The organism is Ruegeria sp. AM2 (genome assembly GCF_056540685.1).
Genome location: NZ_JBQFXE010000011.1, coordinates 116,987 through 140,104 on the forward strand (window position 1 = coordinate 116,987; position 23,118 = coordinate 140,104).

Genomic DNA, 23,118 nt, shown 5'->3' on the forward strand with positions numbered 1-23,118 from the left:
ACATGAACATAGACAAGAAGATCACAGATGATCTTGTGGCCAACGATGTTTCGTTTGTCACCACAGTTCCGTGCAAACAACTTGCCGGAGTCATCGAAGAAATTGACCAACACGACGACATCTTTCACATCCCTTCGAACAAGGAAGACGAGGGGATGGGGCTGTGTGCCGGTGCCTGGATGGGCGGAAAGCGTCCTGCGATCATCATGCAGAACACCGCGATTGGCGTGACGATCAATACTCTGGCCACTTTGATCCAATACTACCGTATGCCGCTGCCCATGCTGATTTCATATCGCGGCGAGCTGCGCGAGCCTATCGCCTGCCAGGTTGAAATGGCAGTGCACACCAAAGCACTGCTGGCGCAGTTGAACATCCCGACCTACCACTTCCACCACCAGGCGGATGTCGAGGAACTGGACGCGATCCTGAAATACACCTTCATGTGCAACAAGCCGGTCGCCATCCTGACCGACGCCAATTTCTGGGGAGGCTACGGCGACCAATGATCCGTTCTGAAATCCTGAAGGAAATCGCCCCGATCCTGCGAGATCAACTGGTTGTCTGTAATATTGGCATACCCAGTCAGGAACTGCATGCCATCGACGACCAGCCCTCGAATTTCTACATGTTAGGAACAATGGGTTTGGCGTCTTCAATCGGCCTAGGGTTGGCGCTGTCGCAACCCAAACCGGTAATCGTAATCGATGGGGACGGGTCGGTCCTGACCAATCTTGGAACCTTGCCGACCATCGCCAACAATGTGGCCGACAATTACATCCTGTTGATCGTGGACAATGGTTCATACGGGTCGACCGGAGATCAGCCGACCTATGCGGGGCAAAAGACATCACTTACGAAAATGGCCGAGGCTGCCGGATGCGAGCGGGTCATTGAATGTCAGGCGGAAGACACCGGGCGGGTTCTTCAAGACGCTCTGGATGCCGGGCAGATGACGATCATCGTCAGCAAATGCGAGAGTGGAAACGCCAAGATGCCGCCGATCACAATGGACCCGGTTGTCATCAGAGACCGCTTTATGAAAGCCGTTCAGGCTTAATGCCGAACAGCGCCATTCACAGCGCTGAAGACGCCCGCCGCCTCGCGCGACGGCGTCTGCCCTGGATGGTTTTTGACTATATTGATGGGGCCGCTGGCACTGAAATCGGCGTGGCCCGCAACAGGGCCGCGCTGGACGACATGACATTGCGCCCGCGGATATTGCGTGACGTCAGCGACAGGTCTCTGGCCAGCACACTCTTTGGCAAAGCAACGAAACGACCTTTCGGCATTGCACCTATGGGCATGTGCAACCTGTCAGCACCGGGTGCGGACCTGATGCTGGCACGGCTCGCCGCGCGATTTGAGATACCTCTTGGGGTCTCGACCGTCGCATCGACATCGATGGAAGAACTGATCGAAGTTGCCCAAGGGCACGCGTGGTTTCAACTCTATTTCAGCGGCGACGGCACAGGCACCTTCAAGTTGGTGGACCGAGCCATGGCGGCAGGATACGAGACGCTGATCCTGACTGTTGATGTCCCAGAGGTTGGCCGACGACCTCGGGAACTGCGCCACGGGTTTCGGATGCCCTTTCGGATCGGACCGCGTCAGTTTCTGGATTTTGCGCTGCACCCGCGCTGGTCACTGACGACACTGGCGCACGGCAAACCCCGGATGGCGAATTTTCTGATGGACGGTTACGAATTTGACAGAACCGAAAGCCGAGCCAAAGCCACTTGGGAAACGTTAGCGCGTTTGCGGGACAGGTGGCCCGGAAAATTGGTGGTCAAGGGTGTTCTGGACGAACACGATGCAATTGCTTTGAAGACGGCGGGCGTTGATGCGATTCAGGTCTCAAGCCACGGTGGGCGGCAACTTGACAGCGCTCCGGCGCCAATCTCAGTTCTGCCGCAGATCCGGGATGCGGTGGGTGACGACTATCCCCTTTTCTTCGATAGTGGCCTGCGCAGCGGTGAGGATGTCGCCAAGACCCTATTGGCCGGTGCCGATTTCGTGTTCTTTGGGCGAATTTTGCAGTTTGCTGTCGCCGCTAACGGTGAAGCTGGCCTGGAACAACTTTGGTCTGTACTCAGCGACGAGTTGGAAATCGCGATGGCCCAGATCGGAGTAACGTCAGTTGCTCAATTCAAATCTGACTGCGTCGCAACCAACACTAAAATCCGTTGATTGTTGATGGATGTCCAAAGTGGGATCAAAGCGTTTTCGCGAACCATGTCGCAACAAGATGAGCGGTGTTGGAACCAATTCACAATACTCCAGCAACACCGCGCCCATTGTACGCGATACTGCGAATTGGCCAAGTTTGCACCCGCCCACTAGTTGACAATTATGCTAAAAACTGTATACTTGGTAAACACTGGTAGAGCCGCTTACCCTGCCTTCGGGCAGAATCTCCGGCAACTGGACTGCATTTAGGTACAGTGCGTTTGAGGCTGGTCGGAGACACCACAAAAAAGGCTCTGCAAAAGAGTTGTATTTGGTGCAAATACAGAAAGGCAAACCATGGTCAACGCTTCAGCAGTGGCCCGTATAGAACCGCAAGACGTGATGATGGCATTCGCTCAGTACGGGTTCCGCAAAACGTCGATGGAAGACATCGCAAAAGCGGTCAGCCTATCGCGTCAATCTATCTATAAGAAATTCGGATCAAAAAACGCGTGTTACAGCTGGGCGCTCAACACTTATATGGAGCGTCTGTACAAACGTGTGTTTGCAATTCTCGAAGAGGTTGATGGCGCGGACTTGGAAACCCTCGAAAAAGTTTTCGATCTGGTTGTAGGCGACGCCGTCGAGTTGGCGAAAACCACGCACGGGGCACAGATGCTTGAAGATTCCCTACAAGTCGCTGCCGCCCACAAAGACAAACTTTTGAGCAGCTACTTGATGAAGCTGGGCGATTTTCTTTTACGCCGGGGCTTAGCAGATTCACCAGAGCGCGCGCAGGATTTGGCCCATCTTCTGACTACGTCCTCACGAGGGGCATTGGTTGTCGCAAAGTCTCGGCAAGACTTTTCGGACCAGATGCATCGCATCCTGAGAACCGTTCTGGCCTTTCATCGCTAAATCAGCGCTGGGGTCGACCCAGGGTATCAATGGTTTGGAAACCGCCATTTGTGCAGGCAGTAGGCAAGCAGGGAATACCCCAAGGCCAGTGCGATTTGAAAAGATATAGCGGGAAGCATGGATGAAAGCGACGCCCCCATCTGATCGACTCGAATGATCGCCGACAAGGCGGACGTCGACGGAATTGCCAACGCCAGCCATCGAATGGGATCTGGCATGCTTTCGACAGGCCAAGCAACGCCGGTCAAAAAGAAGATCGGCATGCCCTGTACAAGCAGAAAGAAGACCATGCCCTCTCGGGTCGGGATCAGTTGAATAAGAGCAAACCCCATCGCGGTGACGGATACCAGAAATGGAAGAGCAACAGCAAATAGGGTGATCGGATGGCCTAAGGTCGGTAGGTTGTAAAGCCAGGGCAGCAGCAATTGTGTCACGGCGATCCAAACCATGTAAAGGCTGACATAGGCCACCGGGGTCGCCAACCGGGCAATTCCCGCCCGTGCAGGGCGACCCGCATGCATGATCCCTATTCCCATCAACAGTGTTTGCTGGATGATGATCACAAACGCAGCAGGGACAATGTAACTGGCATAGCCACCCTGCGGATTGAACAGCGGTACCGAGACAATCGTGATGGGCGTCACCAGTGCCGTCGCCGTTTGTTCGTCCACGCCCAAGGACATCAATCGCGCGAACCGGACTTCTGCGCCCAGGTTTCTGGCGGCGGTTGTGACCGCAGACGAGATTGCACCATACAAGGTGAAGTAACTGCCGTCCCCAAAAACGGCGATCGGAGACGACCGCCCATCCAGCAGATCGCGTTCGAAACCGGCCGGGATCATCAGTACACCATAGACATCGCGTTCCTGAAACAACCGCTCGGCCTCGGGCATTCCGTTCGCCTGCGCGACCACCGCGACACTGTCGGAATTGTCTATCTGCCGACGAAGGGATCGACTGGCGACCGACCCATCGTGATCGACAATGGCGATCGGAACGTCACGAACGACCTCTCCGACATAGGGCTGAGGGTACAGGCACGCGTAGATCAGGATCGAAATGACCATGGTCATCATCGCGCTCGTGTCAGAAAACAAGCGCGCAATCGCGTCTGCCATCGCCCTGAGAAAACGGATCATGACGGCTGCTCCGTGACATCGGCGTTACTTTGGGCCGCGCGATGGACCATCCACAAAAGAAGACCGCCGTAAACCGCAACCTGAGCCCCCAGCCAACCCAAGGCGGGCAGTGATATGTCCACCGGCGCACCGCGCAAGACCTGATCCGTTCGAAGTTGCAGATACGCGGTCAAAGGCAGTATCCCGCCCCAAGCCCAGGCAAAACCGTTCATCGTGATCCGGGGAAAACTGATCCCGGCAAACCCAAAGGCCGGACCGGTCAGAACCCCGGTCAGTCCAAGCGCACCGACCGTTTCACCAGCCACCATCGCCAGCAGCCCCCCAAGACATAAGCAGGCCACAACAAAGCCAATGGAGTATAGGCAGTGAAACCAGATGGCCCCGTGAAAGGGCGCTCCGAAATATCCAAACATAATGGCGTCCGCAAGGATCAGAGCCAGCAGATAGGCCAACCCATAGGGTGCGAGTTTTCCAGATACGGCGCGCAGTGGTGATCGTCCGATCCGCACCAGCCGGGCGATTCCGCCCTTCAGCTGCGCTTCGCGCGCGATTGCCAATGCAGCGCTGGCGCAAATGAAAATCTGTAAGATTGCCGGCATCACAGCAGCAAGCAGGAACTGAACGTAATCCAGCGCAGGATTGAACAATGGGCTACGTTGAACCGGGATCGGTTGGACGGCTTCGATCGCTTCTTCGGGGATCTTACCGTTGGACACAAGAGCCTGCGTGGCGGCCCCGGCTGACAGGCTTGCGAGCGTCTGGTTTGTTGCCCGCGATACGATACCGCCAATGGTCAACAACTGATTGTTGTAAAGCGTGACCAATTCAGGGCTGCGTCCAAAGAACAAATCGCGTTCCATGTTCTGGGGTATCAACACCACTGCATAGACCTGACCGGCAACCAGCGCCTGTTTCGCGTCGGCAAGATTTGGAGCTTGCAGCGTGACACTCAGGTCCGGAGACGCATCCACCATTCGGATTGCTTGCCTCGACAGGGTAGTGCCATCCTGATCGACTACGGCAACCGGAAGGTTGGTTGGCAAACCTGCGCCAAACACCGCCGACAGTAACAGCATAAGGCTCAGCGGGAATGGCCCCAACATGAACACCAGCCTCGGCCAATGCGCAATTTGCCGCAACTCCCATCGGAACGCGCGTCTGAAACCTGCGGGTAGATGGCTGGCCATGCGCTATTGCGATCCCCATTCGATCAGCGCGCTCATGCCCGGACGCAGCGCGGAATCGCGAACCAAAGGTTCGGCGCGGACCGAGAATGTGCGCAGATCGAAATCCCCGGTCGCTTTGGTCGCGCGCCAGTTGGCATAGGTGCCCTCGGCATTGATTGCGGTAATCCGCGCTGGAATGATCTGGTCGCCAAGCGCGGGCACACGTACGTCAAGCTTTTGGTCGATCTCCAGCCCGTTCAAAAGATCCTCGCGCAGGTTGAAGGTGAACCAGGCGTTATCAATGTCGACAATCGACAACAGAATGGCACCGGCCGAAAACAGCTCTCCGGGTTCTGCAAGGCGCGCGGTGACCTGCCCGTCGATCGGTGCGCTGATGTTCAGTTCTGCCAAATCGGCCTGAGTCCGCAAAACGGCGGCCTTTGCTTCGAAGACCTGCGCCTGTGCAACCGCCTTTTGTTCAACACTATTGCCATTTTCAGCCAACAAGAGGTTCGCCGCAGCAGCATCAACGCCGCGTTGCGCCGCAGCCAGACTGTTTGATGCCTCATCCAGCCTCTGCAACGACGCGGTGGACGTTTCGCTCAGCCTCTCGATACGGTCAAAGGTCTTTTGCGCCAGGACCAGATCCGCCTGCGCACGGGCAAGCTCTGCCTTGCGCGTATCAATGATCTCGGGGCGGGTCGAAAACACCAGATCACGATTGGCAATGGCCACTTCAACGGCGGCTTGCGCTGTCCTGAGCGCTGCTTCCAACTGCGGGCTTCCAAGCGACACGATCTGGTCGCCTTGTTTGACCCTGTCCCCAAAATCAACGGCCACTTCGGAAACGCGCCCGGCTATTTTCGCGGCCAGGTCGATACGTGTCGCTTCGACTTCGCCCTGAACGATAAGCGGTGGCTTTGAGAGTGTAAGAACCCCGGCCCCCGCACCAGCGGCCAGGGCGACGGCAAAGAATATTCCGATCAGTCTGGAAGTTGACATAGGTTCTATCCGTTTTTGTCGGGTAAGACCCCGCCCCAACGCCTTTACGTCAGCGACAGGCCTTATGATCTATTAGCTCAGGCGGCTTCGGTGCTTGCTTCCGCGTCGTCAGGCGGACGAATGCCATGGAACAGGGCATAGTAAACCGGAACCATGATCATTGTCACAAGGGTGCCGACCGTCAAACCGGCTGCAATCGTCGTCGCCATAGCGATCCAGAATATATCCTGCAGCAGGGGCAGCACGCCAAGAATTGTCGTTGCCGCGCCCAGAAACACAGGGTTCAGGCGCGAAACAGCGGCTTCGACCAGTGCTGTATAAGGCGCCAGGCCTTTTCGAAGGTTCAAATCCACCTCGTCCAAAAGCACGACCGCATTCTTGATCATAAGACCAACAAGGCTCATCGCGCCCAGCAAGGCCATGAACGAAAATGGCTGATTGAACAGAAGCAACCCGCCGGTGATGCCAATTGCAGCAAAGGGGACAACCGTAAAGACAACGAGGGCAGGGCGGAACGCATTGAACAATGCAACCACGAGGAACACCATGATGACAAGTGCGGGCGCCGACCCAGGTTTAAGCGAGTCTTGTGCATCCGCGGTGGTGAAAGTCTCGCCCCGCCATTCCAGGCTATAGCCGGGCGGCAACTCGATGGCTTCGAAATCGGCACGCACTTCGTCGACCAGCGCAGGCAGCGTTACGCCCTCCGAGCTGGCTTGAACCGCAACAGCGCGCCTCCTGTTCCAACGCACAATCGTCGGGTCTTCCAGCTCAACCTCGACACCGCGAGTGACCGACGACAACGGCAGGCTTTTGGTCGAGAATGCGGGTGTGACCTGGATCTGCTCAAAATCCCGGCCCACGGTCCGGCGTTCCCGTTCGGTACGGCGCAAGACAATCGGCAGAAGATCTTCGTTCTCGCGATAGATACCAACCGGTAAACCATCGTAAGATAGCCGCGCCGCGTCCGCGATATCCCCGCGCGACGTGCCGGTCCAAATGCCGGTTGTCTGATCATATTCCGGCACCAGCTTGGCGACACGATTGCGCATGTCATTTCGAACGTCTTTGGCATGTGGCGATGCACGCAATATCTCCATGCCCTGTTCTGCAAGATCACGCAGAATTTCAGGATCGGCATTCGCCGGTCCGCTGAAGCGAACCTCGAATGGCCAAGTGTTGCCTGGACCAGCGGTATATTTGCGCACGCGCACCAGAGCTTCTGGAATTGCGGGTTCGACCCAACCGTCCAATTCGGTGATTAGGTCATCCACAACTTCGAGGCTGGTGGTATTCACCACAAGCTGGGCATAGCTCGCGTAAGGAAATTCAGGATCAACCGGAAGATAGAACCGGGGTCCCCCCGCGCCGATGAAGGTGGCTATGCCTTCCACACGCGGGTCCCCATCGAGCTTTTCCTCGACGCGCCGGGCCAGTTCGGACGTCTGGTCAATGGTACTGCCCTCATCAGCCCAGATATCCACCATGAATTGCTGACGGGTCGCGTCGGTAAAGAACAGCCGGTCAACATAGCTGAATCCGTATGTGGCCGCACCAAGAAGGACCAAAAAGACCATAGCCGTCGGCACACGATGCCGCAAACACGTGCCCAGAACTTTACGGAACCCACTTGTGAACGCGCTTTCTTTTTGGACATCGTCGCTTTTTGGCAAGGGCAGCAAATCAATACACATCAAAGGGGTGATGGTCATTGCAATGACCCAACTGACCAACAAAGATACGGCCACAACCACGAACAGTGAACCGGCATATTCGCCAGCGCTGGATGCAGAGGCGTAGATCGGGAAAAACGCCATAACGGCAACAACTGTGGCACCCAATAGGGCCATACTGGGCTGACCAGCGGCCTCGACCGCGGCCTCAACCTTATTCATTCCCTTTTTCAGGCGTGTGGCCATCCCGTCGGCGACCACGATCGCATTGTCGACCATCATTCCTAGCGCAATGACCAATGCGCCAAGGGACACACGTTGCAAGTCGATCTTCAGTACAACCATAATCATGAATGTGGCCAGGATCGTCAGCAGCAACGCACTGCCAATAATTAGGCCCATGCGCCAACCCATGAATATCGCGACCACAACCAAAACGACCAGAACGGCTTCCAGCAGGTTGACCATAAATGAGTTGATTGCTTCGGTTACCAGATCGCTTTGCCAGGCGACACGGTGCACTTCGATACCAACAGGCAACTGTTCGGTGATTTTCTCAAGCACAGCCTCCAAATTGCGCCCTGTATCGACAATGTTGCCGCCAGACACGTTTGCGATGGAAAGACCAATCGCGGGCTGCCCATCGAACCGCATTTCGGTCAGGGCGGGTTCAAGGTAACCCTGTCGGATATCGACAATATCCCCAAGGCGAATGACGTCCGAATCCCGAGCAATCGGCAGTTCCAACGAAATATCAAAGTCCTCAACCGCGTCCAGAACACGGTCCGAAAGGCCAGGTCTAAGTTGCAGATTGCCTATGTCCTGCGGCGACTGGAATTCACCTGTCGGTGCGATCCGCAATCGTCTGTCACCGATGCTCAGCCCTCCGGCATCGACAACTTGGTTCTGCAGGTTGAGCGTCAGTAAAAAGTCCTGTGTCGACACGCCCAGGTCAAGCAAGCGTTGTTCCGATGCATCCAGATAAATGACTTTAGGCTGCAACCCCCAAGTTTCGACGCGCGAGACGCCGTCCACAAGGCTTAGCTCTTTACGGATGGCTTTGACGTATTCCTCTAGCTCTGCATAGGTGAAGCCATCCCCAGTGACGGCCAGAACAAAGCCGTAAACAAAGCTGAAATCGTCGATGACATTCGGCGTCCCGGCCCCCGGGGGCAAGCTGCCTGACAGATCGCCAACCTTGTTGCGTACCTTGTCCCAAACCTGAGGCAAGCGATCGGCCCAGTATTCTTGCTCGATCTCGACTTTGACGATGGACAGTCCAGCATGTGAATAGGATGTCAAAAACCGAAGTTCAGGCAGTTCCTGAATGGCTGTCTCAATTTTGTCGGTAACTTCCAGCTCAACCTCTGCCGGGCTGGCTCCGGGGTACTGAGTGACCACCAGCGCCGTTTTGACGGTAAACTCGGGGTCCTCCAGCTGACCCAACCGGAAATAGCTGAGTGCCCCAATAACCAGTATCAAAACCAGTGCAAAATACGTGACTGTGCGATTCCTGACCGCGACCGCAGCAAGCGACATCGAACTATTCTCCGTCATCGGCCAGCACAACCTGCTGGCCTTCTGTCAATGTGTTCGCACCTGCGATGGCAATGCGGGCTCCGGCACTTAGGCCACTGACCAAAAAACCACGATCATTGAACGAATTCACGGTCACAGGGGTCGCAGTAACCGTCGAGTCTTGGGGATCAATGACCCAAACAAACGTGTCGTCGGGCGCTTGTGTGTTAGGAGAAAATACTGCGCTTGTGGGAACATGAATGCCGACATCGCTCCAGCCTTCGGGCAAATGAACCTGAGCCGTTGCGCGACCGGCCATTCCCGGTTGGATGACTGCACCTTCCGGTTGCTCCATCACGATGGTCACCGGATAGGTTCGGGTTGTTGTCGATGCCTCATTCCCGACGCGGGCCACGCGGGCGGGGATTTTCAGGCCCGGCAGGCTGGAAAACTCGACCTCGATGCCTTCGACAAACGGTTCAAGATTGATGAAGTTTTCTGGAACCGCAACTTCCATCTCAATCCGTGACGTATCGAGGATCCGGACAATGGGTTGACCGGCGATAACATTTTGGAATTGTTCAATATATGCCGCCGAAATTGCCCCATCGAAAGGTGCCACCAGCTGCGTGTAGCCCAGATTGAGCCTTGCTTCGTCCAGCTGACCTTCGGTCGCTTCGATATTGGCCTCGGTCGCTTTGACCAGAGCGATCTGATCATCAACCCGCGCTTGCGCGACATGTTCGTTCAGAACCAGCTGTTCTCGGCGTTGCAACTCGATCTTTGCGTTCACCAGATTGGCGCGCAGAGCATCGCGCTGTCCCTCAAGTGCGCGAACCCGCGCGGCGTAGGGATCAGGATCAATCGTCGCCAGAATGTCACCGGCCTTGACCTGGGTGCCAACGTCAACCGGACGCGCCAGAACTTTGCCCGGCACCTCGAATGCGATGTTCAGCTCGCGGACGGCCTCGGCGCGACCGGGATAGGTGGCAAGTCGAACCGCTTCGACATCCGCAACCACCATGGATAGGACAGGGCGCACTTGATCGGTCGCGACGGTGTCTTCTTCCTTACATGCTCCGACGGCAACCAGTGCCAATATTGAAAGCACGAGACTCGCGCGGTTCAGTTTTGTCATTGCGGGGGTATTTTCGGCATTCATGTTAAGCATGGTGATGTGATCCAGGCAAAATGTAAGATCGGTCGGAGATTGTTACCGCGTCACCAGTTCTTGGTGTAGCGCGTGGCCGCAAGAGGGCCGAACCCGTCCAATCAATGTCGTTACTGCTTCATTATGATGAGTCGGACTCCGCCGGAAAGGCAGGGTTTGTCAAATCTCGGTTACCTCTTGGTCTCGTCTTCGATCGGCATCGTCACACCGGATTACGCCGCCCTTGCAGGGTCGTTTTCCTTGCGCGCTCTACGCTTACCACTTTAACCACCTATAACCAATTCGTGGATCACTATCTTCGGCTTGGAACGCTGTGGCACAAGATTGAACGCGGATTGGCATCGTGGGGTGAAATTGTCAACACATTATTTACACTTCTTATCTATTTTGTAACCTCCTTGTGATTGCCGGCATTGATCCACGCGGCTGATAGTCGACTCGTCCTATCAGGTTCCATTGCTGACGCAATTTCCCTTGAGCACCGGCAAAGCCGCTCAGGCCGCACAGTTTTTAAGCTCGCGATCAGCAATCGCACATTTTATGTGCGAACAAGCCCTCATACTGCACTGACCTATTGCCGTCGTATTGTGGCGGCCCGCCGAACGAACCCATTGAGGCTTCATGACCGAAACCCTGACCGTTGTAGTCGTAGAGCAAAACCGAGACCGTGCACTCGCTATTGTCGATGCCCTAAAAGAGTCGGGCGACATCCAAGTCCATATCATCGGCAACACATCCGGCCTTGCGCGAAGAATCGCCACCCATGCGCCTGATTTAGTGCTTATCGACATAGATAATCCGTCCCGCGACATGCTCGAAGAACTGACCCTAGCTTCCGGACCGATGGAGCGTCCGGTCGCGATGTTCGTGTCCGGCGCGGCCGGAAACCTGGCGCGTGAGGCAGTCGAGGCTGGCGTTTCAGCCTATGTCGTCGACGGACTGCAGGCGGAACGTCTCAAACCCGTCATAGACACGGCCATCGCCCGGTTTCAGGTGCTACGGCAAATGCGGACCGAACTGGCTGAAACCCGGCGCGCGCTGGAGGAACGCAAAGTCATCGACCGCGCCAAAGGTCTACTAATGAAGGCAAAGGGCATTCAGGAAGACGAAGCCTATGCACTTCTGCGAAAAACCGCCATGAACCAGAACCGGCGTGTTGCGGACGTTGCCGAAGCTTTGGTGACAGCGTCGGGATTGTTGTCATGAGAACCGTCTCACTTCCCGTAGCTTTCATGCCTTTGGTCGATGCTGCCCCGTTGATCGCGGCGCATGAAATGGGGTTTGACCGGGCTGAAGGGATCTCGCTGGACCTGCGCCCGGCACCGTCATGGTCCTCGCTCAGGGATATGCTGGCGTTTGGACACGTCGATGCCGCACACATGCTATCGCCGGTTCCCATCGCGATGGAGCTTGGGTTGGGAGGGATCCTGACGCCATTGTCCGCAGCGTCAGTGCTCTCGCTGAATGGAAATGTCATTGGTGTTGGTCGAGCATTAGAGCTACGTCTCCGATCAGACGGTCACCCGTTTGACTTTGCTGACGCGAACGCAGCCGGCGCTGCATTGTCGCGCGCCTCAGGGGGCAAGCTTGTGTTTGGAGTGCCATTCCCGTTCTCAATGCATGTTGAACTGCTGCGCTATTGGATCGCGGGAACTGAAATGTCGAACACAGAGGTTGAAATTCGAACCGTTCCGCCACCGTTGATGGCGCAGGCATTGGCTGCCGGCGAAATTGACGCGTTTTGCGTCGGAGAACCTTGGGGATCGGTCTCGGTTGACGATCAGGTCGGCGCCTTGTTGCTTCCGGGATGCGCGATCTGGTCGTGCGCACCGGAAAAGGTTCTGGCAGTCAGAACTGAATGGGCAAATACCGAGCCACATCTAGTGGGTAGTTTGATGCGCGCGATCTGGAGCGCAGGCCGCTGGCTTGGAAATCCAGAAAGCAGGACCGCCGCGGCAGAGATGCTTTCACGCAAGTCATATCTCAATGTCCCGGCGGAACTTATCGATCGCGCCCTGTCGGGCGAAATAACGATTTCCGCGCGAGGAGAACAGCGCAGTGTCGCAGACTTCATCGGCTTCTTTGACGGGGCCGCGTCCTTTCCATGGCGCAGTCAGGCCAAATGGATCGGGCATCAGCTTGCAACGCGTCACGGTCTTGATACCGTCCAAGCAGAACGGCGCGCAGCACAGGTATTTCGAAGTGATCTATACCGCCGCGAACTGCACCAGACCGGCGCAGATTTGCCGGGGGCCTCGGAAAAACTGGAGGGCGCGATTGTGGAATCGACCGCAGTCGCATCCGCCCAGGGAAATCTCATCCTGCGCCCGAACGTCTTTTTTGACCGTCGCATTTTTGAGCCGACTGAATAGGTATGCACAATTTTTTTGCATTGCAGCATGATTGATTGCTGCGATGCAGAAAATATCCAGGGTCAGTGCCGTTTTTGAGTGACCCGCCGACTGGACGATGGCTTAGTCAATGTATCGGACGGCAAAGGCGCCCACCGACAGATTTCGCCCAAAGGCTTGGGCAACGACAAAAGAGCAAAGCCGCTCGACCGACCGCCATCTCCTCCCGGCGGTTTGTGTCGGCGGCTTTTTGTTTGCCTGATCCAAATTTCAGGCGGCCATTCGCCCAACAGGGCAAGACCGAAAGGGAAACAGATGAAAAAACTCCTGATCAGCCTCGCTGCGACGACAGCGCTTGCCAATCCGGCCTTTGCCGAATTGGAGTTGGAGAAAGACGAACTGACCTTTGGCTTTATCAAGCTGACGGATATGGCCCCGTTGGCCGTTGCGTATGAGCAAGGGTATTTTCTGGAAGAAGGCCTGTTTGTAACGCTCGAAGCACAGGCCAACTGGAAAGTGTTGCTGGACGGTGTGATCGACGGTCAGCTGGACGGCGCGCATATGCTGGCCGGTCAGCCGCTGGCCGCGACCATCGGCTACGGGACCGAGGCGCATATCATCACACCCTTCTCGATGGACTTGAACGGCAACGGAATCACGGTCTCAAATGAGATCTGGGAAGAGATGAAGCCGAATATCCCAAAGATGGAGGATGGCCGCCCACAGCACCCGATCAGCGCCGAGGCGCTTGCTCCGGTCGTTGAGAAATACAAATCCGAAGGCAAGCCATTCAACATGGGCATGGTCTTTCCGGTTTCGACCCACAATTACGAACTGCGCTACTGGTTGGCCGCAGGTGGTCTGCACCCGGGCTTCTACAGCCCCGAAAACGTGACCGGCCAGATCGGCGCGGATGTTTTCCTGTCAGTGACGCCTCCGCCGCAGATGCCCGCCACTTTGGAGGCCGGTACGATCTACGGCTATTGTGTCGGCGAGCCTTGGAACCAGCAGGCCGTGTTCAAAGGCATCGGTGTTCCGGTCATCACCGATTATGAGCTGTGGAAAAACAACCCAGAAAAGGTCTTCGGCATCACAGCCGAATTTGCCGAAGAATATCCAAACACCACGCTTGCGGTAACCAAGGCGCTGATCCGCGCCGCGCAATGGTTGGACGAAAATGACAACGCCAATCGTCCAGAAGCCGTCGAAATCCTCAGCCGCGCGGAATACGTGGGTGCGGACTATGACGTCATCGCCAATTCGATGACCGGCACGTTCGAATATGAAAAAGGCGACAAGCGCGAGGTTCCCGATTTCAACGTGTTCTTCCGCTACAATGCGACCTATCCGTTCTATTCGGACGCCGTCTGGTATCTGACCCAGATGCGTCGCTGGGGTCAGATCGCCGATGCCAAACCCGACAGCTGGTATGATGAGGTCGCCAAGTCCGTCTACAAACCCGAGATTTATCTGGAGGCCGCGCGCCTGCTGGTTGATGACGGTCTGGCGAATGAAGCCGACTTCCCTTGGGACAGCGACGGCTACAAAGCCCCGACCCCGGCCGGAGATATCATCGACGGCATCGCCTATGACGGCCGCACGCCCAACGCCTATCTCGAAAGCCTATCCATCGGCCTGAAGGGCGAGCAGAAGATCGTCGGTTCGGACGTTCAAGGCTAAATCCCCAAACGCCGCGCCCGGCCCTCGCCGGGTGCGGACCTCAAAGTGCCCCGCCATCGCAAGGACACAACAGATGACAACGGTCGATCCCGAATTCAACGCAGACGCCGCCCGAGAGGAACGTCGCGCCCGCCTTTTCACCCGCATCAATGCCGCCGACAAGTGGTTTCAGGTTCTGGGCCTCAGCTGGGCCACACCCGTCCTAAAGGCCGCCGCCGGAGACAACCCACGCGCCCAGATGACCGAGATCTGGCGGTTGCTGATGGTGCCGTTGCTGTCGATCTGCGCATTCCTGCTGCTGTGGGGGACCTTGGCCCCAAAGGTGCAGACCTCGCTGGGTGCGGTGCCCGGTCCGGCGCAGGTTTGGCATGAAATGGTCAGCCTGAACGAAGACGCCAAGACCAAAGCGGACAAGCGCGCCAAGTTCGAAGCAATGGTCGAGAAGCGGAACCAAAAGTTCATTGATGCGGGTCAGCCCGAGAAGGTGAAAGACGTCGCCTTCACAGGGGCTCCGACCTACTATCAGCAAATCTGGACTTCGATCAAAACTGTGTTCTTCGGCTTTCTGATCGCGACAGTTATCGCCGTGCCCCTTGGCATCGCGGCTGGCCTTTCGCCGACTGCGAATGCAGCGCTGAACCCTCTGATCCAGATTTTCAAACCGGTCTCGCCACTGGCATGGTTGCCGATTGTGACTATGATTGTCTCGGCAGTTTACGTCACCAATGACGGCTGGTTTGCCAAGTCCTTCCTGATCTCGGCCATTACGGTAACACTTTGTTCGCTCTGGCCGACCTTGATCAACACTGCATTGGGAGTGGCGTCCATCGACAAGGATTTGGTGAACGTCTCCAAAGTTCTAAAAATGAACACTTATACCAAGATCACCAAGCTGGTTCTGCCCTCGGCCTTGCCACTGATTTTCACCGGTCTGCGCCTGTCGCTGGGCGTCGGTTGGATGGTTCTGATCGCGGCTGAGATGCTGGCGCAGAACCCCGGATTGGGCAAATTCGTCTGGGATGAGTTCCAGAACGGGTCGTCCAGCTCGCTCGCCAAGATCATGGTAGCGGTCTTCACCATCGGCATCATCGGCTTCCTGCTGGACCGAGTGATGTACGCGCTGCAATCCCTGTTTACCTTCACAAATAACCGGTGATCGAGATGAGCATTCTGAGCTTCAAGAACGCCTCGAAATCCTTCGGTGAAGGCATAGCACGCACCGATGTGCTGAAAGGCATCGATCTGGACGTGCAAGAGGGTGAGTTTCTAGTGATCCTCGGTTTTTCTGGCACTGGAAAAACCACCCTGATCAACTTGATGGCAGGGCTGGACACCCCAACCGGCGGAGAGGTCACGTTCAAAGGTACCCCGATCAAGGGTCCGGGCCCTGAGCGGGGCGTGATCTTCCAGAACTACTCGCTGATGCCATGGCTGACGGTCAGCGGCAATGTGGGGCTGGCGGTGGATACGGTCTTTCCGGGCCTCAGCAAGGCCGAGAAAGCCGAGAAAGTCGCACACTATGTGAAGATGGTTGGACTCAGCCATGCCGCATCGCGCCGCCCGGCGGAGTTGTCCGGCGGGATGCGTCAGCGAGTCAACGTGGCGCGCGCCTTGTCGATGAACCCCGAAGTTCTGCTGCTGGATGAGCCTTTGTCAGCGCTCGACGCACTGACCCGCGCCAATCTGGCAGATGAGATCGAACATATCTGGGAGGCCGACAAGAAGACCTGTGTCCTCATCACCAATGACGTGGATGAGGCGATCATTCTAGCCGACCGGATCATTGCGCTGAACCCCGATGGGACGCTGGGGCAGGAGTTCCGCGTGTCGATCCCCCGTCCACGGGATCGGGGGGCTATGAACAACGACGAGACCTTCAAACGTCTGCGCGCTGACGTCACCAAGTACCTGATGGATGTGGGAATCGAGGCCAAGGTCGAAGGCTCGCGCGTCCTGCCGGATGTTACACCGATACACGGCGTGCCGACAGCGGTGGCCGAGGCGCAAAAGGGGATGATCGAGAACCGTTTCCTCGACTTCTCGCAATTGCACAAGGTGTATCCGACGCCCAAAGGCCCGCTGACCGTGGTCGAGGATTTTGATCTGAAGATCGACAAGGGTGAGTTTATCTCGCTGATCGGCCATTCAGGCTGCGGCAAGTCCACGGTTCTGACCATGGCGGCGGGGCTGAACGACATCTCGAAAGGCGCGATCAAGTTGGATGGCCGTCACGTCGAAGGGGCCGACCCGGAACGTGCGGTGGTGTTCCAATCGCCAAACTTGTTCCCATGGCTCAGCGCCAAGGAGAATGTCGCGATTGGCGTCGACAAGGTCTATCCCAAGGCCAGCATGGCCGAGCGGCAGGACGTGGTGGAGTATTATCTGGAACGCGTCGGACTGGCCGATGCGATGGACAAATCCGCGAGCGATCTGTCGAACGGCATGAAGCAACGTGTGGGCATTGCCCGCGCCTTTGCTCTGTCCCCCAAGCTGCTGCTGCTGGACGAACCCTTCGGGATGCTCGACAGCCTCACACGCTGGGAATTGCAGGAAGTCCTGATGGAGGTCTGGTCTCGCACCAAGGTCACCGCAATCTGTGTGACTCATGACGTGGATGAGGCGATCCTGCTGGCCGATCGCGTGGTGATGATGACCAACGGCCCGCAAGCAACGATCGGCAAGATCACCAAGGTCGACCTGCCGCGTCCACGCACACGCAAGGCCCTGTTGGAGCATCCGGACTACTACGCCTACCGGCAAGAAGTCCTCGATTTCCTCGAAGAATACGAACACGGCGCCAAGCCTAAAACACCGGCCCCCAAGGCGATTGCAGCGGAGTGAAACTATGAAGCAAAGACTTGTTGTCATTGGCGCGGGGATGGCCTCGGGCCGGGTGCTGGAGCACCTGACCGACGCCGCGCCGGATGCATTCGACATCACCCTGTTCAACGCCGAGCCGCGCGGGAATTACAACCGCATCATGCTCAGCCCCGTGCTTTCGGGTGAAAAAACCTACGAAGAGATCGTCACCCATGACGACGCCTGGTATGCCGAGCGTGATATCGCGTGTCGTTTTGGCGAGCAGGTGGCCAAGATCGACCGTGAGATGAAGGTGGTCGAGGGGGCCAACGGACATGTGCCCTACGACAAGCTGATTGTTGCGACGGGGTCAAATCCGTTCATCATCCCTCTGCCCGGTCATGAGCTGGACGGTGTGATCGCCTATCGCGATCTGGAAGACACCCAGCAGATGATGGGCATGGGCCCGGACAACAAGGTCGTCGTTATTGGCGGCGGCTTGCTGGGGCTTGAGGCTGCGGCCGGAATGGCCGCCCATGGGGTCGACGTGACCGTCGTTCACATCATGGGCCATCTGATGGAACGTCAGTTGGACGAAGCCGCAGGGTATCTGCTGAAGAAGTCGCTGGAAGACAAGGGCATCAAGATTTGCCTGCAAGCGAACTCCAAGGAAATCCTCGGTCAGGATGGCAAAGTCCGCGCGCTGCTTCTGGACGACGGGACCGAATTACCATGTGACCTGTTGGTCATGGCCGTGGGGATCCGCCCGAACACGGCGCTGGCGCAAGAGGCTGGTCTGGCCACCGGGCGCGGTATCCATGTGGATGACCAGATGCTGACTTCGGACCCGGATGTCTTTGCTGTGGGCGAATGCGTCGAACATGACGGAGAGATCTTTGGCCTTGTCGCACCACTCTATGATCAGGCGAAAGTTGCGGCGCAGGCGTTGATGAAAGAAGAAGCGGCGTTTGCGCAAAAGACGCTGTCGACCAAACTGAAAGTCACCGGCTGCGATCTGTTCAGCGCGGGTGATTTCGCGGACGGCCCGGGGCGCGAGGATATCGTGTTCCGCGACCCCTCCCGCGGGGTCTACAAGCGGTTGGTCATCGAAGAGGACCGCCTGGTCGGCGCGGTCATGTACGGCGACACTGCCGATGGCAGTTGGTTCTTCGGCCTGATCAAGGATGGCACCAGCATCGAAGATATGCGTGAGACGTTAATCTTCGGACCCGCCTATCAGGGAGGCGACACTGCGGACCCTCTTTCAGCCGTTGCAGCATTGCCGCCTGAGGCGGAAATTTGCGGCTGCAACGGCGTATGCAAAGGTGACATTGTCGAAACGATCAACGCAGGTGCCAACGATCTGGGGGCCGTGCGTGCAAGCACCAAGGCCAGCGCATCCTGCGGGACATGCACGGGGCTGGTTGAGCAAGTTTTGCAGGTCACTCTGGGCGATGAGTTCCAAATGCCAGCGGCGCAACCGATTTGCGGCTGCACCGAACTAACCCACGAGGATGTGCGCCGACTAATCAAAGGGCAGGAGTTGAAAAGTCAGGCCGCCGTCTGGCAAGAGCTGGGCTGGACAACACCAAATGGCTGCCATGTCTGCCGCCCGGCGATCAACTACTATCTGTTGGCCGACTGGCCGCTGGAATACCAAGACGATCCACAAAGCCGGTTCGTGAACGAACGCAAGCACGCCAACATCCAGAAAGACGGCACATTCAGCGTTGTACCGCGTATGTGGGGTGGCATCACCACCCCCGATGAATTGCGCGCTATCGCCAATGCAGCCGACAAGTACGATGTACCGACGGTCAAGGTTACGGGCGGTCAGCGTATCGACCTGCTGGGCGTGAAAGGTGAGGATCTGCCCGCGATCTGGTCGGATCTGAACCAGGCTGGTCTGGTCTCTGGCCACGCCTATTCCAAAGGCCTGCGCACGGTCAAAACCTGCGTCGGCACCGATCACTGCCGCTTTGGCACGCAAGACAGCACGGGCCTCGGCATCAAGCTCGAGAAAATCCTGTGGGGGTCGTGGACCCCGCACAAGCTGAAATTGGCGGTGTCGGGCTGCCCGCGCAACTGTGCCGAGGCGACCTGCAAGGATATCGGTGTGGTCTGCGTGGACTCAGGGTACCAGATCAGCATAGGCGGGGCCGCCGGTATGGACGTCAAAGAGACTGAATTACTCTGTCAGGTCCCAACCGAAGACGAAGCGATCGAGGTCGTGATGGCCGTCACACAAGCCTATCGCGAGGGCGGCAAGTATCTGGACCGTTTGTATAAATGGCTTGGCAAGGTCGGCATGGACTGGGTCAAGGCGCAGGTCGTAGAGGACCGGAAAAACCGCGCCGTTCTGGTCGAACGGTTCGAGCTGTCCCAAAGCATCTATCGCAAGGACCCGTGGGCAGAACACGTCAAGGAAAAGGCGCGGACATACGCGCCGATTGCGGATTTCACTTTGGAGGCAGCAGAATGAGTTGGATCGACATTGGGCACATTGACGAAGTTCCTTTGCGTGGTGCCCGTCTGATAAAAACCCATATCGGCTGCATCGCAGTCTTCCGCACAGCCGAGGCCGAGGTGTTCGCCGCCACGAACAGTTGTCCGCACAAGGGCGGCCCGCTGTCCGAAGGTATCGTCCACGGTCAGTCGGTTACCTGCCCGCTGCATAATTGGGTCTTCGATCTGAATACAGGTCAGGCACAGGGCGCGGATGAGGGTCGCATAACGACCTACCCGGTGCGGCTCGATGCTGGACGCATTCTGCTGGACGCAAGCGCCGTGGCGCATCGGAGCGCCGCCTGATGGACGGAACAGGATTGCCTGAAATTCGCTCGACCTGTGCGTATTGCGGCGTTGGATGCGGGGTGTTGCTGCGTCCGGACGGGCAGGGTGGTCTTGCGGTTCGGGGCGATCCGGACCATCCCGCCAATTTCGGCCGTTTGTGTTCCAAGGGATCTGCGCTTGGAGAAACGGTTGATCTGTCGCACAGATTGCTGGCCCCCAAGGTGTTCGGACGCGAAGCCAGCTGGGATGATGCATTGCAATTGGTTGCCGACAGGTTCTCGTCTAGCATTGAATCTCACGGGCCAGACAGCGTGGCCTTCTATGTCTCGGGCCAATTGCTTACCGAGGATTACTATGTGGCCAACAAGCTGATGAAAGGGTTCATCGGTTCGGCCAATATCGACACAAACTCGCGCCTTTGCATGGCCTCAGCTGTTGCAGGCCACAAAAGGGCGTTCGGAACGGATACCGTTCCAGGCACCTACGAAGACCTGGATTCTGCTGATCTAGTGGTCCTGGTCGGTTCGAACCTCGCGTGGTGCCATCCGGTTCTATATCAACGCCTCTTGGCGGCACGCCAATCCCGAGGCACAAAGATCGTCGTCATCGATCCGCGCCGAACGGCAAGCTGCGATCAGGCCGATCTGCATCTTGCGTTGAAACCGGGCAGCGATGTTGCCCTGTTCAACCGGTTACTGGCCAAAATCCATCAAGATGGCCATATCAATCCTGCGTTTCAGGCTCATACAGTGGGCCTTGCAGATGCCCTGACTGCTGCGGCCAATGACGACCCTGCGGTTACCGGCCTAGCGCCAGAGGACATCGAAGCTTTTTGCTCACTCTGGCTGGAAACCGAGCGTGTCGTGACCGTATTCAGCCAAGGCGTGAACCAATCCTCAAGTGGGACCGACAAGGTGAACGCGATACTCAACTGCCATTTGGCCACCGGCCGGATCGGGCGCGAGGGTATGGGGCCGTTCTCTGTCACTGGACAGCCCAATGCCATGGGCGGGCGCGAAGTTGGCGGTCTGGCCAACATGCTGGCCTGTCATTTGGACATCGAAAACGCCGAACACCGCCATGCAGTGCAGCAATTCTGGGATGCACCCGCCATGCCGGTCAAACAGGGCCTGAAGGCGGTCGATTTGTTCCAGGCCGTGGAAGGCGGCCAGATCAAGGCACTATGGATCATTCACACCAACCCGGTCGTAACTATGCCGGACGCGAACAGAGTCCGGCAAGCCATCGCTGATTGCCCTTTTGTGGTCGTCAGTGATCTAACGGAAAACACTGACACCGCGTGTCTGGCCGAGGTAATTCTGCCCGCGGCGGGCTGGGCCGAAAAAAGCGGCTCCGTCACCAATTCTGACCGCACAATCAGCCGTCAGCGCGCTGCATTGCCAGCACCTGGTCAAGCGAGACCAGATTGGGATATCCTGGCTGAGGTTGGCCGCCGAATGGGCTGGACTGACGCGTTCAACTATGAATCCCCTGCAGAGATTTTTCGAGAGTTTGCCGCGCAGTCATCCCTGTCAAAAGCCTTTGGCAAAGATTTCGACATATCCGGCCTCACAGCGCTGGACGACACAGGATATGCCGATTTGGAACCCACGCGTTGGCCGATCGGCGCGACCCGCCAAGGGGACAGATTTTTCTTAGACGGGCAGTTCTTTCATCCCGACGGCAAAGCAAGGATCGTACCGGTTCAACACAAACCGCCTGAGGCACCGCCGCAAAAGGCTTACCCCTTTGTGATGAATACCGGTCGCATTCGCGATCAATGGCACACGATGACACGCAGCGGTCTGTCAGCGCGGCTCAGCGCGCATTTGGCTGAGCCGTTTCTGGACATTCACCCCTCTGACGCAAAGCGATTGGGTTTGAAACCGGCTGATCTCGTTACCGTCAGCGCGCCTACAGGCAAAGCGATCCTAAGGGCGCGCAATACCGACAGCGTGACACTTGGACAGGTCTTTGCGCCGATCCACTGGACAAGGGAAACAGCTCCTTCGGCCGTGGTCGATGCACTGGTGCCGAGCGTTACCGACCCAGTCTCAGGGCAGCCGGAAAGCAAGGCTGTCGTTGTTGATGTCAAACGTCTGAAAGCGCAGTGGTACGGTTTTGCTGTGTCCTGTGCACCGATATCCCCCGACGCAGATTATTGGGCGAGGGCAAGAACGGTCAAAGGGTATCGCACGGAACTGGCCGGGTGCACGCCGGTCAAAGACTGGGAGCAGGAAGCACGGCGCTGGTTCAACCTGCCGCAAGCAGTCGCAACTTCTTCGTCTGATATTTCGCGTGGATTTTTTCGCATCGCATTGTCCAAAAATGGGCGACTCAAGGCTGCCTTATTTATTGCCCCGGAACCGGTTGCACTTATGCGGGACTACATTGCCAGTTTGCTTGACTCCGAGGCACCCGGAATCCTGACCGGCCGAGCACCCGGCGATGTCGAAGAAACAGGTCCGGTGGTCTGTTCTTGCTTCGGGGTTGGGGCAAAAACGATAGAGAAAGCAATCACAACAGGAAATCTTAGGACCGTAAGTGACATCGGCGCCGCCCTGCAAGCTGGTCAGAATTGCGGATCCTGTGTTCCCGAACTGGCCGAATTGTTAAGGCGTCACGCCGGGCAAGAGGTTGTCGCACCGGCGGATGCCGTTTGAAGGACATCACACAATAGCCAACTGACTTCAGTTCATGGTCCGGACAAGAATGTATTTAATTCGGCCATGGATTGAT

At 57.1% G+C, this 23,118-nt stretch carries 17 protein-coding genes; 12 read left to right on the forward strand and 5 right to left on the reverse strand.

The window, feature by feature from the left end; translation table 11 throughout:
• Nucleotides 1-2 precede the first annotated feature (2 nt).
• The 4 genes from comD to ACR0CR_RS17305 all read left to right on the forward strand — a co-directional run bounded on the left by comD (nucleotide 3) and on the right by ACR0CR_RS17305 (nucleotide 3,087).
• Nucleotides 3-509, forward strand: coding sequence for a sulfopyruvate decarboxylase subunit alpha (gene comD, locus ACR0CR_RS17290; RefSeq protein ID WP_170657961.1), 507 nt, complete (start codon nucleotides 3-5; stop codon nucleotides 507-509).
• The gene (gene comE, locus ACR0CR_RS17295) at nucleotides 506-1,060 is read left to right on the forward strand and encodes a sulfopyruvate decarboxylase subunit beta (protein ID WP_480601496.1); all 555 of its coding nucleotides are present in this window, start codon (nucleotides 506-508) and stop codon (nucleotides 1,058-1,060) included. Before comD ends, comE begins: the two co-directional genes overlap by 4 nt.
• Entirely contained in the window at nucleotides 1,060-2,190 is a 1,131-nt protein-coding gene (locus ACR0CR_RS17300) for an alpha-hydroxy acid oxidase (RefSeq protein WP_480601499.1), read from the forward strand. The genes comE and ACR0CR_RS17300 overlap by 1 nt, the downstream gene beginning before the upstream one ends.
• Before the next feature lie 336 nt (nucleotides 2,191-2,526).
• On the forward strand, nucleotides 2,527-3,087 hold the full coding sequence (locus ACR0CR_RS17305; RefSeq protein WP_480601502.1) for a TetR/AcrR family transcriptional regulator: 561 nt from the start codon (nucleotides 2,527-2,529) through the stop codon (nucleotides 3,085-3,087).
• 26 nt (nucleotides 3,088-3,113) lie between these two features.
• Here ACR0CR_RS17305 and ACR0CR_RS17310 read toward each other — a convergent pair whose 3' ends face one another.
• From ACR0CR_RS17310 to ACR0CR_RS17330, 5 genes are all read right to left on the reverse strand, one after another.
• Complete coding sequence (locus tag ACR0CR_RS17310; protein ID WP_480601504.1) at nucleotides 3,114-4,226, reverse strand: ABC transporter permease; 1,113 nt, start codon at nucleotides 4,224-4,226, stop codon at nucleotides 3,114-3,116.
• Nucleotides 4,223-5,413, reverse strand: coding sequence for an ABC transporter permease (locus ACR0CR_RS17315; protein ID WP_480601506.1), 1,191 nt, complete (start codon nucleotides 5,411-5,413; stop codon nucleotides 4,223-4,225). Before ACR0CR_RS17315 ends, ACR0CR_RS17310 begins: the two co-directional genes overlap by 4 nt.
• 3 nt (nucleotides 5,414-5,416) lie before the next feature.
• Nucleotides 5,417-6,394 carry an HlyD family secretion protein gene (locus ACR0CR_RS17320; protein WP_480601508.1) on the reverse strand — a complete coding sequence of 326 codons (978 nt, stop codon included), beginning with the start codon at nucleotides 6,392-6,394 and terminating at the stop codon, nucleotides 5,417-5,419.
• Nucleotides 6,395-6,471: 77 nt separating this feature from the next.
• A complete protein-coding gene (locus tag ACR0CR_RS17325) occupies nucleotides 6,472-9,606 on the reverse strand; it encodes an efflux RND transporter permease subunit (RefSeq protein ID WP_480601510.1) in 3,135 nt (1,044 codons plus the stop codon).
• Between the two features lie 4 nt (nucleotides 9,607-9,610).
• On the reverse strand, nucleotides 9,611-10,723 hold the full coding sequence (locus ACR0CR_RS17330; protein ID WP_480601513.1) for an efflux RND transporter periplasmic adaptor subunit: 1,113 nt from the start codon (nucleotides 10,721-10,723) through the stop codon (nucleotides 9,611-9,613).
• 654 nt (nucleotides 10,724-11,377) lie between these two features.
• Here ACR0CR_RS17330 and ACR0CR_RS17335 point away from each other — a divergent pair.
• From ACR0CR_RS17335 to ACR0CR_RS17370, 8 genes are all read left to right on the forward strand, one after another.
• Nucleotides 11,378-11,962: an ANTAR domain-containing response regulator gene (locus ACR0CR_RS17335; protein ID WP_480601515.1), complete on the forward strand. Its 585-nt coding sequence runs from the start codon at nucleotides 11,378-11,380 to the stop codon at nucleotides 11,960-11,962.
• The gene (locus ACR0CR_RS17340; protein WP_480601517.1) at nucleotides 11,959-13,128 is read left to right on the forward strand and encodes a CmpA/NrtA family ABC transporter substrate-binding protein; all 1,170 of its coding nucleotides are present in this window, start codon (nucleotides 11,959-11,961) and stop codon (nucleotides 13,126-13,128) included. Before ACR0CR_RS17335 ends, ACR0CR_RS17340 begins: the two co-directional genes overlap by 4 nt.
• A 294-nt stretch (nucleotides 13,129-13,422) precedes the next feature.
• Nucleotides 13,423-14,787 (forward strand): CmpA/NrtA family ABC transporter substrate-binding protein, encoded by a 1,365-nt coding sequence (locus tag ACR0CR_RS17345; RefSeq protein ID WP_480601519.1) that lies wholly within the window; start codon nucleotides 13,423-13,425, stop codon nucleotides 14,785-14,787.
• A 73-nt stretch (nucleotides 14,788-14,860) separates the two neighbouring features.
• On the forward strand, nucleotides 14,861-15,943 hold the full coding sequence (locus ACR0CR_RS17350) for an ABC transporter permease (protein ID WP_480601521.1): 1,083 nt from the start codon (nucleotides 14,861-14,863) through the stop codon (nucleotides 15,941-15,943).
• Nucleotides 15,944-15,948: 5 nt separating this feature from the next.
• Entirely contained in the window at nucleotides 15,949-17,628 is a 1,680-nt protein-coding gene (locus ACR0CR_RS17355) for an ABC transporter ATP-binding protein (protein ID WP_480601524.1), read from the forward strand.
• A 4-nt stretch (nucleotides 17,629-17,632) separates the two neighbouring features.
• Entirely contained in the window at nucleotides 17,633-20,068 is a 2,436-nt protein-coding gene (nirB, locus tag ACR0CR_RS17360; RefSeq protein WP_480601527.1) for a nitrite reductase large subunit NirB, read from the forward strand.
• Nucleotides 20,065-20,397 (forward strand): nitrite reductase small subunit NirD, encoded by a 333-nt coding sequence (gene nirD, locus ACR0CR_RS17365; RefSeq protein ID WP_480601530.1) that lies wholly within the window; start codon nucleotides 20,065-20,067, stop codon nucleotides 20,395-20,397. The genes nirB and nirD overlap by 4 nt, the downstream gene beginning before the upstream one ends.
• Nucleotides 20,397-23,042 (forward strand): molybdopterin-dependent oxidoreductase, encoded by a 2,646-nt coding sequence (locus ACR0CR_RS17370; protein WP_480601532.1) that lies wholly within the window; start codon nucleotides 20,397-20,399, stop codon nucleotides 23,040-23,042. Before nirD ends, ACR0CR_RS17370 begins: the two co-directional genes overlap by 1 nt.
• Nucleotides 23,043-23,118: the final 76 nt, after the last annotated feature.